The sequence below is a fragment of the Rhizobium sp. P1_C7 genome, assembly GCF_056406295.1.
The window spans coordinates 96,391-110,967 of the sequence record NZ_JBFUAL010000018.1; the positions used below are offsets into that span (position 1 = coordinate 96,391).

Here is a 14,577-nt window from a genome sequence, read left to right on the forward strand (position 1 = left end):
GGGGTGTTATAGCGCCGGTCTCCGCTCCGAGTGAACAACCTCCAGAAAGCTCAAAACTAGAGCCGAAATTCACGCACAATGTAGGTCGGGACAGCTCCGGCTCGCGACATGAGTTCATCGAGCTCCGCTCCGCTCATTTCTGCGAGTATCCCGGTGCGGACCAGCACCGACGCCAGACCCGCCGTCTGTGCGCCCAGGATATCGTGTTCGATACTGTCACCGACGCAGATGACACCTCGGCGATCTGGATTGCCAACAAGTTGGAGGGCATATTCGTAGATTTCCGGGTAAGGTTTGCCTAGCCAGCCGACAGTTCCACCCAGGTCCTCATACAGTTTCGCAATGGCGCCCGCGCCGGGCGCTATCGATCCCTTATGAAGCTTGTGGATGTCAGGGTTCGTGCAATAGCAGGGCAACCCTCGCTCCGCAGCCGGACGCAGCATTTCACGGTACTCTTCCATCGAAACACGTTCGGCTTCACTGCCCGAGATGATGACAAGGTCGGCGTCGAGCGCCGAATTTGTGGAGGTCAATCCCAGTCGGTCAGCCAGGTTGCTGTCGCTGCCGCTAGACACTGTAAGGCACTTCGAGTTCGCGGGCAGGGCGGAGGCGGGTCGAGACAGGACGTCGAGGGCAACGTCACCCGAGGTGACGAAGTAATCGAAACCGTCCGCCGCAAATCCGATCTTGACGAGCCTGTCGGCATTGAAGTCGCCACTGCGACCCGAGTTGGAGAGGATGACGACTGTCTTGCCAGCTGCCTTGATCTGCGAGAGGGCTTCGATTGCGCCGTCGTAGGGACCATTGTCGTCCCTGAGAACGCCAAACTGGTCCACGAAGAAGACATCGTAGTCGTCAATCAGTTCGCGAAGGGTAGCTTCGCGGGGACTATGCATCTCTGATGTCCAGATTGGCGAGGACCAGAGATGCGGTTCCGACAGCTGCCTCCACCGACTTTGCCCGCAACGCCTCGACGCCCATGGCTTTCGCCCTCATGCTGGCCCAAGCTGTGTTTCGGGCCCCGCCGCCCACAGTTCTAAGACTGGAAATCGCCGGGCCGCCCAATTCCCTCAGGCGCTGATAGCCCAACCGCTCGATTTCGGTCATGCCTTCGAGTATTGCCTGGAAGAAGTGGCCGTCATCCGCTGGACGGGGCGAAAGGCGCGGTTGATAGTTGGGATCGTTGACGGGAAAACGTTCGCCAGGTTTGAGCAGCGGATAAAAGTCGAGACCCAGCTGGTTTAGGGGATCGACTTTTGTCGTCAGCTCCTCAAGGCGGGCATCACCAATCAAGGCGCGCAGGACATTGCCTCCGCTGTTCGATGCTCCCCCGGCCAGCCAGAACTGCCCTACGCGATGTGAATAGACCCCGAACTCCGGGGCGCTGATCGGTTCGGCGGAGGCCAATTTAAGGACAATGGTTGATCCGAGCGCAGTCACAGCGTCTCCGATCTTTGAGGCTCCGGTCGCCAGAAAAGACGCGCAGCCATCGGTCGTGCCCGAATGGAAGAACGAAGTCCTGGGTACTCCAGCGCCCCTGAGATATCCGGCCATTTCTGCAGTTGGCTTTCCCGCCCGGAAGACCTTTGGAAGCTTGATGCGATCCATCCCGGCAGCCTCAATCCAGTCAGGCCATTCTTCCGAAACCAGATCATAGCCGGATTTCAGAGCGTTGTTCTCGTCGCTCAGGCGCCCTGGACACCCAAGCATCATCGCGATCCAGTCGGCCTGATGCACAACAGCATCGACGCCATTCTGGCTCGACAGAAAGATTGCACGAGCAAGACCGGAGTTCGCGCCAACCGCTGTACTTGCCGGTGGCGCATGCATCGATATCCGGGTGACGATTTCGGCGTCCGGGCAGGGGTCGTTGTACATCAGTACACCGCCCGTCGGGGCATTATCCTTATCGATGGTTAGAACGGTGCCCGAGGTTCCATCGACGGCGACGCCGCGCACGCTTGCAAGATCAACCTGTGAGGTGAGACCGTCGATCGCTTCGCGTACGCACCTCCACCATGCCATCGGTTGACGAAATTCTTCCGCGGACACAAAGGGAGCGGCCGCGAACCCGACCGGGTTGCCGAAACGATCGACAGCCGCTGCCCGGGCTCCCGAAGTACCGATATCAATCCCCAAGGTTACGGCGTCTTCGCGTCGCGCTGTCACGCGGACTGTCCGGCAGTCTTGCGATCAAGCGCTTGGCGGTACTGCTCGGCCTCCCAGTGGGTAAGCTCATATTCGTCACCCGGCGTCAGGTAGGCTACCTTTTCACTCTCGGGGATACGCCCAACCACCTCGGCCAGGCATCGCGCCATGACTTCACCACCCGCAGTCAGGGAGGTGGACAGGAGAACACCCTTGCCGGGTACGATCACCATCTTTGGGGCGTCGCGACCTTCTGCTTGGCGTGACGCTTCAAGATCGGCAGCAGTCTGCCCGTCCTTCAGTGTGCCGATCTCCGTGCCGAGAAAGATGACGTGATCCGGATACATGGCGCCGCCCAGCGCGAAGTCTCGGTTTACGGTCAGGAGTGCGGGGGCGTGGCTTTCCGGATCCTCAGCGGGATGGAAACCGGAGCCAGAAGACGCTTCGGACAACGCGGCGCCATCGTGCGCGGAAGCCGAACGGGGCGTTACGCCGAGCGCCTCGGTCACTCTATCGATCCGCTCGGCGACCTGTGCGACGGTGTCGCCGCAAACGACAATGCCGTGGTTATAAAGGATGAGCACGTCGGGGTTGCCATCGGCAACCTTTTCGATTTCCCGGGCGAGCGGCGTTCCCGGACGGCGGTAGGGGATCGATAGCCATTTCAGATCTGGCACTTTTTCCATCCGGGCAGCCAGAACTTCCTCGCGCCGCACAAGTACCGCGAGGGCGATCGTATTGACGCAGTGGTAGTGAGCGACGACCGGACTTTGCAGGGCCGCGTGGAAGCTTGTCTCGATCGATGGCCGCAGGCCGCTCGTATTGAGCTCCTGAACGACAAAATCAGTCGACTTCTCAGCTCTTTCGTCACCCTCGCGCAGCGCCTTGACCAGTGGCTCGACGAATACCGGCACCATAATGTCCTGCGAGCCCGCGTTGGCCAGCCATGTTCCGGATGCTTTCACCCACATCACCCCGTCGCTTTTAATCGACGTGTTTCCACCAGCGCCCTGCGTTTTGAGAATATCGTTTCCGATCTCGGCGGACAGCCGCAGGAAGTCTTCGAACGCCTGTGTGGTGCGCAGGTCCGGGGGTGCCATGCCATTCTCCTCCATTGCCGCCTTGCTCGCGCTGAGCGACTTCGAGCGCAACTGTATTTTGGTGACCAAAGATCGTCAACCGTGAAGAATTAGCATCTTTCGTGTTGCGATCAGAGATGCTGTGTGATTATAGTCCGTCATTGCGCTAGGGAGAAGCGCCAGTGGAGGCCTGGTTTGAACGACTCTGATCGCCATCGGATGATCACTGATTTGCTGCGCGAGACGCCATTTGCGTCTGTTCGCGATCTCCAGGAGCGCCTTGGCGTATCACCAGCGACGATACGGCGCGACATCGACAAGCTGCATGAAGTCGGAAAGGCTCGTAAGGTATACGGTGGAATTTCGGCTACCGACGCCATCACCTCCGCGCGTTTGTCTGCAAGGCCCTACGATGAAAACCGAGACATCGCGGTCGAAGCAAAACGGGCCATCGCGCTAAAAGCTGCATCTCTCGTACGCGATGGCGATTCCATCATCGTTCACGCTGGATCGACCTGCTATCAGCTCGGCATCCAGCTGGCCCGCCGCAACGTTCGGATCTACACGAACTCCATGCCCTTGGCCGCCTATCTGGGCGAACACGGCACATGCCACCTGACATTGGCCGGCGGCGAGCTCTATCGCGAGCCCGGAATTGTCCATGATCGCTCGGCGAGCGCTCCGGATTTCTTTGCCTCCCGCTTTTTTGTCGGAACACAGGGCATCAGCAGCGACGGCCTGCTCGAAAGCCACCCGCTGTTGACCAAGGCAATCGGGGAACTGAGCAGCTGCGCGGACGAGATCGTCCTTCTTGCCGATAGTCGAAAGCTCTCGATCCGGCCCCGTAATGTGGTCCTGCCACTTTCGCGTATCGGAACGATCGTGATCGATGACGGTCTGTCGGACGCGGGCGCAAAGATGCTTGAGGATGCGGGAGTGACCATTCTGATCGCCGATGCTGGAGAGCAGGAATGACCGATCGATCCGCCATTGCCGTCTTCGATCTGGGCAAGACGAATTCGAAGCTCTTTGTGATCTCTGCTGATGGCGCTGTCATCGGGGAGGGACGCACCAAACCCGAGTGGATCGACGTCGGCGATGTCCGTGTGCTCGACGACAGGGCGCTGTTTCAATGGATGAAAGTCTCGCTGGCGCGGGCGGTCGAGGATCACGGCGTTGGCCGGGTGATGTTTTCAGGTCACGGGTGCACGTTCGCGCTCGTGAGCGCCGATGAACTCGTTCATCCGATCTTGGATTACGAGCAGGAACCGCCGCGCGCCGTTGCTGACCGCATCGACATACTCGTTCCCCATTTCGGGGAGACGTTCTCCCCGAAATTGCCGCTCGGTTTCAACTACGGACGGCACATCCTTTGGCTGGAGGACCGTGAAGGCGGGATTGTGGCGAAGTCAGACGCCATTCTGGCGTACCCGCAGTTCTGGTCGTGGAAATTCTCCGGTTGCAGGGTTTCGGAGGTGTCCTATCTCGGATGCCATTCCCACCTCTGGGCTCCATTGAAGAACGACTTCAGCAGTCTTGTCGACGGACAAGGTTGGCGGTCGAAAATGCCTCGGCTTGTGCGTGCGGGCGAGGAACTCGGCTCGTTCAAGGTGGAGTTGACCAACGGAAACGATGCGGACGTTATCGTGCACAACGGAGTGCATGACAGCAATTCGGCGCTCTACTTCTATCGTTCGATCGGTTTTACCGACTTCACACTGGTGTCGACGGGAACGTGGGTCATTGTGTTCAACCCATCCTGCCCACTGGATGCTCTCGACGAAAAGCGGGACATGCTCGCCAATGTGACGGTCGACCATCAGCCCGTGGCAACGATCCGCTTTATGGGCGGCCGTGAATACGACATCGCCAGTGGCGGTTGGAAAAAACCTGTTAGTCGAAAAGCTATTGTGTCGGTGATCTCCAGGGGCGTTTTTGCTCTGCCCTCGTTCGCGCCGGGCGGACCGATGCAAGGCCGTGAAGGTCGTTTTGTCGGTCCTTCCGTCGAGGGGGAGGAGCGTGCCGCCGCAGCTCTCCTTTATGTCGCGTTGATGACCGACCTTTCGCTCGATCTCATGCGCTCCGCCAACCCGATCGTCATAGATGGCGGGCTCGTCAAGACCGGGCTCTTCGCAGCGCTTCTCGCGCAACTGCGGCCGGGCCAATCCGTGTTCACAAGTGCCAACGCTGAAGGAAGCGCGTTTGGAGCTGCCGCTCTGGTGTTTGACCAAATCGGATCCAGTCCGTTCGTCGACGAAACAATCAGAGCGGCACCACACGATGTATTTGGCCTGGAAGCATACCGGGATGCCTGGCGAGCCTTGATCGAAATCGATCGGGTTGGTGAAAGCGGACAAGATAAAAAGGAGCTTTTCGCATGAGTAATGTCGTCAAGCTTTCAAAGGCGCGCACGCCCGTCCTGGAGATGCGCAACATCAGCAAGACCTTTGGCAACACGAAAGCCCTGTCGAACGTGTCGTTGACGGTCCATCCCCGCGAAGTGCACGCACTGATGGGCGAGAACGGCGCGGGCAAATCGACGCTCATGAAGGTGCTGTCGGGAGCCTATACCGCCGATGCGGGTGGATCGATCCTCATCGACGGCAATCAGATTGTCACGGGCGATCCGATAAAGGCCAAGGCACTCGGAATTTCCGTCATCTACCAGGAGCTCTCGCTAGCGCCCAATCTAACGGTCGCGCAAAATATGTTCCTCGGTGCGGAGCCGTCCCGCTACGGCGTCCTGGACAAGACGACCACCCGTGAACGCGCTGAGCCGATTCTCAAGCGGCTCGGGATCGAGTTCGGTCCGTCCCAACTGGTCGCCTCCCTATCGCTTGGCGAACGTCAGATGGTCGAGATCGCACGTGCGCTCACCACCAATGCCCGCATCATTGTCATGGACGAGCCAACCACCTCCCTAACCTCCCGGGAGACCGATCGCTTGTTCGATGTGATCGCTGGGCTCAAGGCGCAAGGTATCGCGATTATCTACATTAGCCACCGTATGGAAGAGATCTACCAGCTTGCCGATCGCGTCAGCGTGCTTCGCGACAGCGCGTTCGTGGGGACCCTGGAGCGCTCCGAACTGTCCGCCGCGAAGCTGGTATCGATGATGGTCGGCCGCGATCTTTCCTCATTTTACAAGAAAGAACATCGTTCGTCCGAAGGATCAGCAAAGGCGGTTCTATCCGTCCGTGATCTCGGAGATGATCGACGGGTCCATGAATGCTCGTTCGAGGCACGTGCCGGAGAGGTTCTTGGCATCGCCGGATTGGTTGGCTCCGGCCGTACGGAGCTCGCGAGGCTCATCTTTGGCGCGGACGCCAGGACGTCGGGTTCCGTCTCGCTTGATGGAAAAGAACTTTTCATCTCCGGACCGCGTGACGCACTCGACGCCGGGATCGCCTATCTGACGGAAGACCGAAAGGGCCTTGGACTGTTTCTCGACATGACGATCAGCGAAAACATCAACATCGGTGTTATCGGCAATGACGCTGCCAGCGGCGGCATCCTCAATTTCGCGGCCGCGAAAGCGCGGGCGGCGAAAGCGATCTCCGCGCTTTCGATCCGGACGCAGAGCGCCTCGATCAACGTTGGCGCATTGTCGGGCGGCAATCAGCAGAAAACTCTTATCGCCCGTCTCCTGGAGACCAAGCCACGTGCGATCATCTTTGACGAACCGACACGCGGTGTCGATGTCGGGGCAAAGTCCGAAATCTACCGGATTATCGATGAACTCGCCCAGACAGGCATCGCCATTGTCGTCATCTCGAGCGACCTGCCTGAGATCATCGGCATTGCGGACCGTGTGCTGGTGATGCGGGAGGGGCGGATAGCGGGAGAGGTGACGGGAACGCCGGATCGCCCGATTGGCCAGGAAGCCATCATGGCATTCTCCACCGGGTCATCGGAACAGCACGCCTGACGGCAAACGATAATAGAACGACGGGATAGAAACCATGACCGCGACATCGACCGATCAGCCGATTGCCAGTAAGGCGAGGTTCCGCTCCACATTGACGGCATTGGGCATGTTGCCTGTGCTCGTCATTCTTGCGATCGCGTTCCACTTACTGAGCGGACGGTTTCTCAGCGTCAACAACCTTTCGATCGTCACGCAGCAGGCGTCGATCAACACGGTACTCGCCGCGGGCATGACATTCGTCATTTTGACGGGCGGCATCGACCTGTCCGTTGGCTCCATCCTTGCCGCGTCCGCTATGGTGGGGGTCATTGTATCGCTGTGGCCCGATATAGGGATGCTTGGCATCCCGGCTGCGATAGGCGTTGGCCTTGCCTGCGGTGTCGTCAACGGCGTCATCATATCCTTCCTCAAGCTGCCGCCGTTCATCGTGACCCTGGGTTCCCTTACCGCAATGCGCGGGATTGCCCGTCTTCTCGGCAATGATACCACGGTATTCAATGCCGATCTGCCTTTCGACTTCATTGGAAACGGATCGCTGTTCGGCATTCCTTGGCTTGCGATCATCGCGCTCGCGACCATCGTTATCTCCTGGTTCATTCTCAAGCGAACGGTGCTCGGCACCTGGATCTATGCCGTCGGCGGCAACGTCGAGGCAGCACGCCTGACCGGGATCAAGGTGCCGTTGGTTCTCCTGTTTGTCTATTCGATGTCCGGCCTGCTTTCCGGCGTCGGTGGCGTGATGTCAGCCGCGCGGCTTTACGCTGCCAACGGACTGCAGCTTGGCCAGGCTTATGAACTGGACGCCATCGCCGCTGTCATCCTCGGCGGCACCAGCTTTGTCGGTGGGGTCGGCTCCATCTGGGGAACGCTAATTGGCGCTCTTATTATTGCGGTGCTGTCGAACGGGCTCATCCTCGTCGGTGTGTCTGACATCTGGCAGTACATTATCAAGGGGCTTGTCATCATCGTTGCCGTAGCGCTCGACCGCTATCGGTTGAAAGGGCTTAGCCGCACATGACGTGCGGCTGATGGGACCGGGGTTTGCCGGATCACTGGCGCTGGGAGCGCCATTATGGAGGAAAGTATGCGTTTGATCTCGAAACTGCTCATGGGTACCGCGGTTGCTGCGGCCATTGCGATGCCTGCATCGGCGAAAGACCTGCAAAAGATCGGCATCTCGGTTGGTCTTCTTGGAAATCCATTCTTCGTGGCGACCATTAAAGGCATCGAAGACCGCGCCAAAGAAATCAATCCAAACGTGCAGGTGACTTCAGTGTCGGCTGACTATGACCTCAATAAGCAGGTCTCGCAGATGGACAGCTTTGTCGCCGCTGGCGTCGACATCATTATGTTGAACGCCGTTGACGCAAAGGCGATCGCGCCTGCGGTCAAAAAAGCTCAGGCAGCGGGCGTCATCGTTGCTGCGTTCGACGTGTCCGCGCCGGGGGCCGACGTCACGGTCATGACCAACAACATCAAGGCGGGTGAAGAAGCTTGCCAGTACATCGTTGACCAGCTCAAGGGCAAGGGTGACGTCGTCATCATCAATGGACCTGCTTCCTCGTCCATTATCGATCGAGTTCAGGGCTGCAAGAACGTCCTGACCAAGAGCCCGGACATCAAGATCCTGTCCGACGATCAGAACGCCCAGGGCTCGCGCGACGGTGGCCTGGCTGTGATGCAGGGTCTGCTGACACGCTTCGACAAGATCGACGCCGTCTTTGCGATCAACGATCCGACCGCCATCGGCGCGGAACTGGCTGCCAAGCAGTTGAACCGCAATGAATTCTTCCTCACGGCGGTTGATGGTGCCCCAGATATCGAAAAGTCGCTGGCGAGCAGCAAGTCGATGATCAAGGCTTCCGCGTCGCAGGATCCGTACACAATGGCGGGTGACTCGCTCAAGTTGGCGGTCGATGTCCTCAATGGCAAGAAGCCCGCCCAGGACACCGTATTGCTCGATCCGCAACTGATCACTGCTGACAACATCAAGGACTACAAGGGCTGGACTGCAGCTCGCTAAAGTCTCCTCCCGGATGATCCGCCGACGCCTATGGGCTCGGCGGGTCGTTTCCTTTGATACCCAATCAGGAATCTGCTGCCATGTCTAAAATCGGTGTTCACTCGTTTGTCTGGAGTGCCGGCTCTTCCAGGGACGAGATTGAACGGACGCTCGTCCGATCGCACGAACTCGGCTTCAAGCTCGTAGAGTTCTCGTATCTTGATCCGCAACAGGTCGACGTAAAATGGCTTTCGTCTCGGCTACGGGAGCTTGGTCTTGATGTCGCTGTCAGCATGGGTCTTCCTCCGGAAGGCGATATCACCAGCTGCGACCAGTCGGTTAATGCCAACGGCGAAGCAATTCTTGATCGTGCTGTTGCGCTTGTTAGGGACCTTGGAGGTTCGAAACTCGCTGGAATTCTGAGCTCAGCTCATGGGAAGCGGGAGCAGGCGCTTACCCGGAGGGCATGGGATACCAGCGTTGTGACGCTTTCGAAGGTTGCTGATCGAGCCAAGGCTGCGGGTGTCACGCTCAATCTCGAGATCGTCAATCGCTTCGAAGCCAATATGCTCAACACGGCAGCCCAGGGCTTGGCCTACATCGCTGATACTGGCGCGTCGAACGTGTTGCTTCACCTCGATACGTTTCACATGAATATCGAGGAGGCCGACGTCGGCCTTGCGATCCGAAATGCAGCCGACAAGATCGGTTATGTGCACATCGGTGAAAGCCATCGTGGATATCTCGGAACGGGCAACATTGATTTTGCGGCAATTTTTGACGCGCTCGTCGCGATTGGGTGGAACGACTACGTGACGTTCGAATCCTTCTCCACGACGATCGTTGACAAGGACCTTTCGCTTAAGACTGCGATCTGGAGAAACCTCTGGGATGACAACATCGCGCTCGCAAAACACGCCCGCCAATTCATCCAACTAGGGTTGGAGACTGCGCTGCTCAAAGCGGAACTTGTAAAGAAAGCCCATCTGCCTGTTTCCTAGTCTTTCCTTTTTTGTTTATGTTTTCGATGCTTAGGGAGACTTTCTGAGATATTAGCTGACGTAAAAGCGTCAACCGCTTCGCAGCGCAGACCTTCGAGATCGCCAGCGATACCATCACGGCCCGTAACTTGTGGACGACGGACGACTGGCGGGGAACGCCGATCTCGACGCATTGCGCCAGATCAATCCCGAACTACGCTCCTTCAGGTCCTGGCTGAAGGGGGCTGGACTTGAATCTTTTGAACAGGCGTGAAAGTTCAATCCGTACGATGACCGCCTCTGGCGCGTTCCGGCGGCCGCGGCGTTGTCGCCTGTCGGCCCGAAGGAGACAATCACCGGGCCACACTTTTGCAGTGGCGTTTCGCAAGCTTACGGCGGTGGCGAATGGCATGCAGGCGGTGACGACACTCCAGCCAACGGCCTTCAGCGTGGGAAGGACCACGGACTGCGCGGGCGCGGCCCAAGACGCTCTTTCGCTTCGGAGCTGTTTTTCGCGCATCAGCGTTCACCGATCGATGCATTGAGCCTTGCGACTTCCCTTGAGATGCTGGCGGTTGTCGTCTATATGATGCGTGATGATTGATGCACAGAATGGAGGCGGCAATGAGAACGACACTGGCGATTGACGACGATGTTCTCGGCGCAGCCAAGGCAATGGCGCAGCAACAGCACCGCAGCGTTGGCGAAATCATCTCCGATCTCGCCCGGCGATCCCTGCGGCGGCCGCAAGCCGGAGGTGAACGGAACGGTATTCCTCTGCTGTCGCCCCGTCCCGATGCGCAGCCGGTGACGCTTGAAATTGTCAACGCGTTGCGTGACGAGCTCCCGTGATCTACCTGCTCGACGTCAACGTACTGATCGCGCTGATCGATCCGGGTCATGTTGCGCATGATGACGCACATGATTGGTTCGCCTCGACAGGCCAAGCAGGCTGGGCGACCTGCCCCATCACCGAGAACGGTGTCGTCCGAATTGTTGGCAGTCCGAAATATCCAAATTCTCCAGGCTCGCCTGCTGACGTTGCGCCAATCATCGCCAAATTGACGAAGCTGCCCGGCCACACATTCTGGAACGACGATGTAAGACTGGTTGGAACCAAGGACATCGATCCTGCAAAAATCCTGACCACGGCACAGGTGACGGATACTTATCTTCTTGGGCTCGCCAGAGCTCATGGCGGCCGGCTGGCAACCTTCGACCGGAAGCTGTCGGTGGCTGCGGTGAATGAGGGAAAGTCGACGCTCTGCGTCATTCCAGCCGCGAAATGAGTTTCCGCTACGAGGCGCGATCCAATTTTGCGTTTCTTGCAAGGCGCCCAATTGGCCCGGCGTGCTTCCGGAGGTGAGCGGCGTGGTCGGCCATACCGACGAGCCAGCTGATCTCGCGGAGGGGGTCAAACCTCGACCAAACTGTATGGACGTGCTCGACGGCAGGAAGCCTGAGGGCAATATGACGAGCACGATGTCACCGTCACCGCGATCATGCGCGGCGATGCGATGGCGGCCCGCCAGGCTTTACGGGCATGTTGCCATCGTCAGCGATGCCAGTATTGTATTCGCATCCAACAAGGTGGGCTGATCCTCGAAAGCTAACATGAGGAAGCACGTTCAAAATATTGCTTTATATAGGTTATCTCATGAAGAATACCTTCAATCCGTCTTCCGTCCGCAAGCCCTTCGGAAACTACAATCATGGCCTGCTGGCACCCGCCGGAGCGTCGCTGCTGGTCACCTCGGGCCAGCTCGGCATTGCGCTTGACGATACCATCCCCGAAGATGTCACCGCGCAGGCGGAGCTTTGCTTCAAGGCGATCGGCGCGATCCTTGACGACGCCGGCATGACCTTTGCCGACGTTATCCGCATCTCAGGCTTCGTGACCAGGCGAGAGGACTTCCCGGCCTATATGACTGTACGCGATCGCTATACGCTCGATCCAAGGCCGGTCTCGACGCTCATCATCGTCAGCGGCTTCACCCGGCCAGAATTCCTTGTCGAGGTGGAGGTGACGGCGGCCAAGGTGATGCCTTAGGCGGGACGTGAGAAGGGAGGATGGCCGATGACCGTGCAATTGTCAGGCGTGGTGATCTACGCCAGGCACCTCGAAGCAACGTCGAATTCTACAAAAAGGTATTTGGATTCAAGGCACGCATCCGATGACAATCGAGCTCTTCCACGAGACCGGCGGCCGGATCATGGTGCATCAGGCGGCCAGGGCAGTGACGCCGGGGCAGTCGACGGTCAAGCTGATCTTTGCCGTCGAGGACGCCGCGCCGGCTTCTGCGCGAAAAGTGCGGCGCGGGGACTGGTCTTTGGTCCGCTGCATCAGGCGGACGGCTATCTCTAAGCCAATGCCCGTGACCCGTCCCGCAATCCGATCTCCGTCTCCAGCCGCACCTTTCGCAAGGGCGCGGGCATGGCGGGGCAGGCGCTCTAGAACCGCTCCATCGCCGTCTTCACCTTGCCGAGAAACGTTGCCCGCGATTCCGCCGTGCAGTTGTTCATGTCGTAGTGGGCAAGGAAGGTCACCGGGCGCACCGGGTTGATCTGCGCCCGCAGCACGCGCTTGACGATCTTCTTCGGCGGATTGCCGGCGGCGAAGGCGCGGAACGGCGTGGCGCCGTAGGTCAGCACCGCGCCGAGTTTCCGGATGTGCCGCAGCCGCGATTCCACCTTGCCGTCGACGAGTTCGAAGGAGACGCCGGGCAGCCAGACGCGGTCGAAATAGCCCTTCAGGATCGCCGGGAAGCCGAAGTTCCACACCGGCGTCACGATCACCAGTCCCTCTGCCTGCTTCAGCCGCTCGACATGGTCCTTCACCAGCTCGGTATTCTCCGGGTAGTCGTGGTAGACCAGCCGGTCGTGGCGCGACAGCACCGGATCGAATTCCTCGGCATAGAGATTGCAGTCGTCGACGTCGTGCCCCGCCGCTTTCAGGCTCTCCAACGTCTGCCGGTAGAGCGCATTGCCATAGCTCGATTCCACCGGGTGCGAATGAAGGACCAGAACCCTCATGCGGTCTCCATCACCGATGCCAGACCGGGGAAGAGATAGTTCTCGCCGGCGGTGAAATCGAAGTCCGGGTTTTCCCAGGCGATCATCTTGCCGGGATTGAGCAGCCCCTTGGGGTCGGTCTCGTGCTTGAAGGCGAGCTGCACCTTGTCGGTCTGTTTCATCCCGCCTTCCTCCAGCGTGTATCGATGCGGGTTGAAGATCGGGCAGCCATGCTCCTGATGGATCCTGATGATCTCCTCCAGCCGCTCCTCCGTGGTGTAGCGCACCAGCGGCAGGCCCGAGCACTGGATCTGTCCGTTGAACTTGATGAACTCGAGATGGCCCGGCACTTCGTCGCCGAAGATCTCGACCATCTTGGCGACCTTGGCCACGTGGTCGGGGCCGGGATACTGCACCTGCAGATAGGTGAACTCGGGATCGACCTTCAGCGCCCGCAGCGTCGTGTGGTTCCATGCCAGCTCGTAGGCATGCGGAATGCCCTTCATGCTCTCCACCTTGTCGGAGCGGAAGATCACCTCGCCCTTCTGCGACACGGTGAAGGCCTCGAAGGCGTCGATCGAATGTGGCGCGATCATCAGCACCACGACCGACTGTCCCTCGCGGATGTAGGGCTTGTGGCGGGTGAAATAGCTGTGCGGAATAGGGGCGGCGATCGGGGCGATTTCCTTGACCAGGATGCCGTTGCACTTGGCCAGCGCATCGGCATAGCGCACGCCGTCCAGGAAGTCGTCGTAGCCTACCAGCACGTCCACCCAGTCGTAGGAGGGTGCCAGCGGCATCTCGATCTCGGTGATGATGCCGTTGGTACCATAGGCGTGGCTGACCTTCTGCAGGTCCCAGCCGGTGAGATCGAGCACGCGCGGCTCGGCCTCCATGGTGACGACGCGCAGGCGGATGATGTTGCCGATGTCGCGCAGGCCGCCCCAGGTGATTGAGCCGACGCCGCCGGAGCCGCCGGCAATGAAGCCGCCGATCGTCGCCGTCTGCGCGGTCGAGGGGTGGAAGCGCAGCTCCTGGCCGGAATGCGCCCGGGTCTGCTTGTCGAGCTGGGCGATGACGATGCCCGGCTCGCTGATCACCCGGCCGGGATGGATCTCCTTGACCTGGTCCATGGCGGCGAGGTTGAGCACGATGCCACCCGACAGCGGCATGGCCTGTCCGTAGTTGCCGGTGCCGGCGCCGCGCGGGGTGACAGGGACGCCGTGCGCAAACGCGATCCGGAGCGTTCGGATCACCTCGGCCTCGTTCTTCGGCGTGACGACCAGATCGGCAGTGACGCCGTCGAGCTGCGCCTTCAGGATCGGCGAGTACCAGTAGAAATCACGGCTCTTCTGGCGCACCAGCGCCGGATTATCCTCGACGGCGATGCCTTCGAGTTCCTGTTTGATCTTCTGGTAATCCGGCATG

14 protein-coding genes and 1 pseudogene are annotated in these 14,577 nt (G+C 59.3%); 10 read left to right on the top strand and 5 right to left on the bottom strand.

What is annotated here, in order from left to right; all coding sequences use genetic code 11:
* Positions 1–56: 56 nt before the first annotated feature.
* Genes AC1D2R_RS23740 through AC1D2R_RS23750 form a run of 3 tightly spaced genes read right to left on the bottom strand, consistent with a single transcriptional unit; the run spans position 57 to position 3,248 of the window.
* Positions 57–896, bottom strand: coding sequence for a TIGR01459 family HAD-type hydrolase (locus tag AC1D2R_RS23740; protein WP_477971097.1), 840 nt, complete (start codon positions 894–896; stop codon positions 57–59).
* Positions 889–2,169 carry an FGGY-family carbohydrate kinase gene (locus AC1D2R_RS23745; RefSeq protein WP_477971099.1) on the bottom strand — a complete coding sequence of 427 codons (1,281 nt, stop codon included), beginning with the start codon at positions 2,167–2,169 and terminating at the stop codon, positions 889–891. Before AC1D2R_RS23745 ends, AC1D2R_RS23740 begins: the two co-directional genes overlap by 8 nt.
* Positions 2,166–3,248 (bottom strand): class II aldolase/adducin family protein, encoded by a 1,083-nt coding sequence (locus AC1D2R_RS23750; RefSeq protein WP_477971101.1) that lies wholly within the window; start codon positions 3,246–3,248, stop codon positions 2,166–2,168. The genes AC1D2R_RS23745 and AC1D2R_RS23750 overlap by 4 nt, the downstream gene beginning before the upstream one ends.
* 174 nt (positions 3,249–3,422) lie before the next feature.
* Between AC1D2R_RS23750 and AC1D2R_RS23755 the strand changes: the two genes are divergently transcribed.
* The 10 genes and pseudogenes from AC1D2R_RS23755 (at position 3,423) to AC1D2R_RS23800 (ending at position 12,592) form a co-directional block, all read left to right on the top strand.
* Positions 3,423–4,202 carry a DeoR/GlpR family DNA-binding transcription regulator gene (locus AC1D2R_RS23755; protein ID WP_477971103.1) on the top strand — a complete coding sequence of 260 codons (780 nt, stop codon included), beginning with the start codon at positions 3,423–3,425 and terminating at the stop codon, positions 4,200–4,202.
* Entirely contained in the window at positions 4,199–5,608 is a 1,410-nt protein-coding gene (locus AC1D2R_RS23760; RefSeq protein WP_477971105.1) for an FGGY-family carbohydrate kinase, read from the top strand. Before AC1D2R_RS23755 ends, AC1D2R_RS23760 begins: the two co-directional genes overlap by 4 nt.
* Positions 5,605–7,155, top strand: a complete 1,551-nt coding sequence (locus AC1D2R_RS23765) for a sugar ABC transporter ATP-binding protein (protein ID WP_477971107.1) — start codon at positions 5,605–5,607, stop codon at positions 7,153–7,155. Before AC1D2R_RS23760 ends, AC1D2R_RS23765 begins: the two co-directional genes overlap by 4 nt.
* Positions 7,156–7,189: 34 nt before the next feature.
* The gene (locus AC1D2R_RS23770; RefSeq protein WP_477971109.1) at positions 7,190–8,173 is read left to right on the top strand and encodes an ABC transporter permease subunit; all 984 of its coding nucleotides are present in this window, start codon (positions 7,190–7,192) and stop codon (positions 8,171–8,173) included.
* Positions 8,174–8,239: 66 nt separating this feature from the next.
* The gene (locus tag AC1D2R_RS23775) at positions 8,240–9,178 is read left to right on the top strand and encodes an ABC transporter substrate-binding protein (RefSeq protein WP_477971111.1); all 939 of its coding nucleotides are present in this window, start codon (positions 8,240–8,242) and stop codon (positions 9,176–9,178) included.
* Between the two features lie 80 nt (positions 9,179–9,258).
* Complete coding sequence (locus tag AC1D2R_RS23780; protein WP_477971113.1) at positions 9,259–10,158, top strand: sugar phosphate isomerase/epimerase family protein; 900 nt, start codon at positions 9,259–9,261, stop codon at positions 10,156–10,158.
* 603 nt (positions 10,159–10,761) lie between these two features.
* Entirely contained in the window at positions 10,762–10,989 is a 228-nt protein-coding gene (locus AC1D2R_RS23785) for a CopG family transcriptional regulator (RefSeq protein ID WP_477971115.1), read from the top strand.
* Positions 10,986–11,426: a TA system VapC family ribonuclease toxin gene (locus AC1D2R_RS23790; protein WP_477971117.1), complete on the top strand. Its 441-nt coding sequence runs from the start codon at positions 10,986–10,988 to the stop codon at positions 11,424–11,426. Before AC1D2R_RS23785 ends, AC1D2R_RS23790 begins: the two co-directional genes overlap by 4 nt.
* Positions 11,427–11,794: 368 nt before the next feature.
* Positions 11,795–12,187 (top strand): RidA family protein, encoded by a 393-nt coding sequence (locus AC1D2R_RS23795; RefSeq protein ID WP_477971119.1) that lies wholly within the window; start codon positions 11,795–11,797, stop codon positions 12,185–12,187.
* Between the two features lie 33 nt (positions 12,188–12,220).
* A pseudogene (locus tag AC1D2R_RS23800) lies at positions 12,221–12,592 on the top strand (VOC family protein).
* Here the strand turns inward: AC1D2R_RS23800 and AC1D2R_RS23805 are convergent.
* Both AC1D2R_RS23805 and AC1D2R_RS23810 read right to left on the bottom strand, forming a co-directional pair.
* A complete protein-coding gene (locus AC1D2R_RS23805; protein WP_477971121.1) occupies positions 12,589–13,170 on the bottom strand; it encodes an NAD(P)H-dependent oxidoreductase in 582 nt (193 codons plus the stop codon). The pseudogene AC1D2R_RS23800 and the gene AC1D2R_RS23805 overlap by 4 nt on opposite strands.
* Positions 13,167–14,576: an FAD-binding oxidoreductase gene (locus tag AC1D2R_RS23810; RefSeq protein WP_477971123.1), complete on the bottom strand. Its 1,410-nt coding sequence runs from the start codon at positions 14,574–14,576 to the stop codon at positions 13,167–13,169. Before AC1D2R_RS23810 ends, AC1D2R_RS23805 begins: the two co-directional genes overlap by 4 nt.
* Position 14,577 lies beyond the last annotated feature (1 nt).

Coding starts and splice junctions, on each gene's coding strand:
- AC1D2R_RS23765 (WP_477971107.1), top strand. CDS start 5,605: ATGAGTAATGTCGTCAAGCTTTCAAAGGCGCGCACGCCCGTCCTGGAG.
- AC1D2R_RS23760 (WP_477971105.1), top strand. CDS start 4,199: ATGACCGATCGATCCGCCATTGCCGTCTTCGATCTGGGCAAGACGAAT.
- AC1D2R_RS23795 (WP_477971119.1), top strand. CDS start 11,795: ATGAAGAATACCTTCAATCCGTCTTCCGTCCGCAAGCCCTTCGGAAAC.
- AC1D2R_RS23740 (WP_477971097.1), bottom strand. CDS start 896: ATGCATAGTCCCCGCGAAGCTACCCTTCGCGAACTGATTGACGACTAC.
- AC1D2R_RS23750 (WP_477971101.1), bottom strand. CDS start 3,248: ATGGCACCCCCGGACCTGCGCACCACACAGGCGTTCGAAGACTTCCTG.
- AC1D2R_RS23805 (WP_477971121.1), bottom strand. CDS start 13,170: ATGAGGGTTCTGGTCCTTCATTCGCACCCGGTGGAATCGAGCTATGGC.
- AC1D2R_RS23785 (WP_477971115.1), top strand. CDS start 10,762: ATGAGAACGACACTGGCGATTGACGACGATGTTCTCGGCGCAGCCAAG.
- AC1D2R_RS23770 (WP_477971109.1), top strand. CDS start 7,190: ATGACCGCGACATCGACCGATCAGCCGATTGCCAGTAAGGCGAGGTTC.
- AC1D2R_RS23775 (WP_477971111.1), top strand. CDS start 8,240: ATGCGTTTGATCTCGAAACTGCTCATGGGTACCGCGGTTGCTGCGGCC.
- AC1D2R_RS23810 (WP_477971123.1), bottom strand. CDS start 14,576: ATGCCGGATTACCAGAAGATCAAACAGGAACTCGAAGGCATCGCCGTC.
- AC1D2R_RS23780 (WP_477971113.1), top strand. CDS start 9,259: ATGTCTAAAATCGGTGTTCACTCGTTTGTCTGGAGTGCCGGCTCTTCC.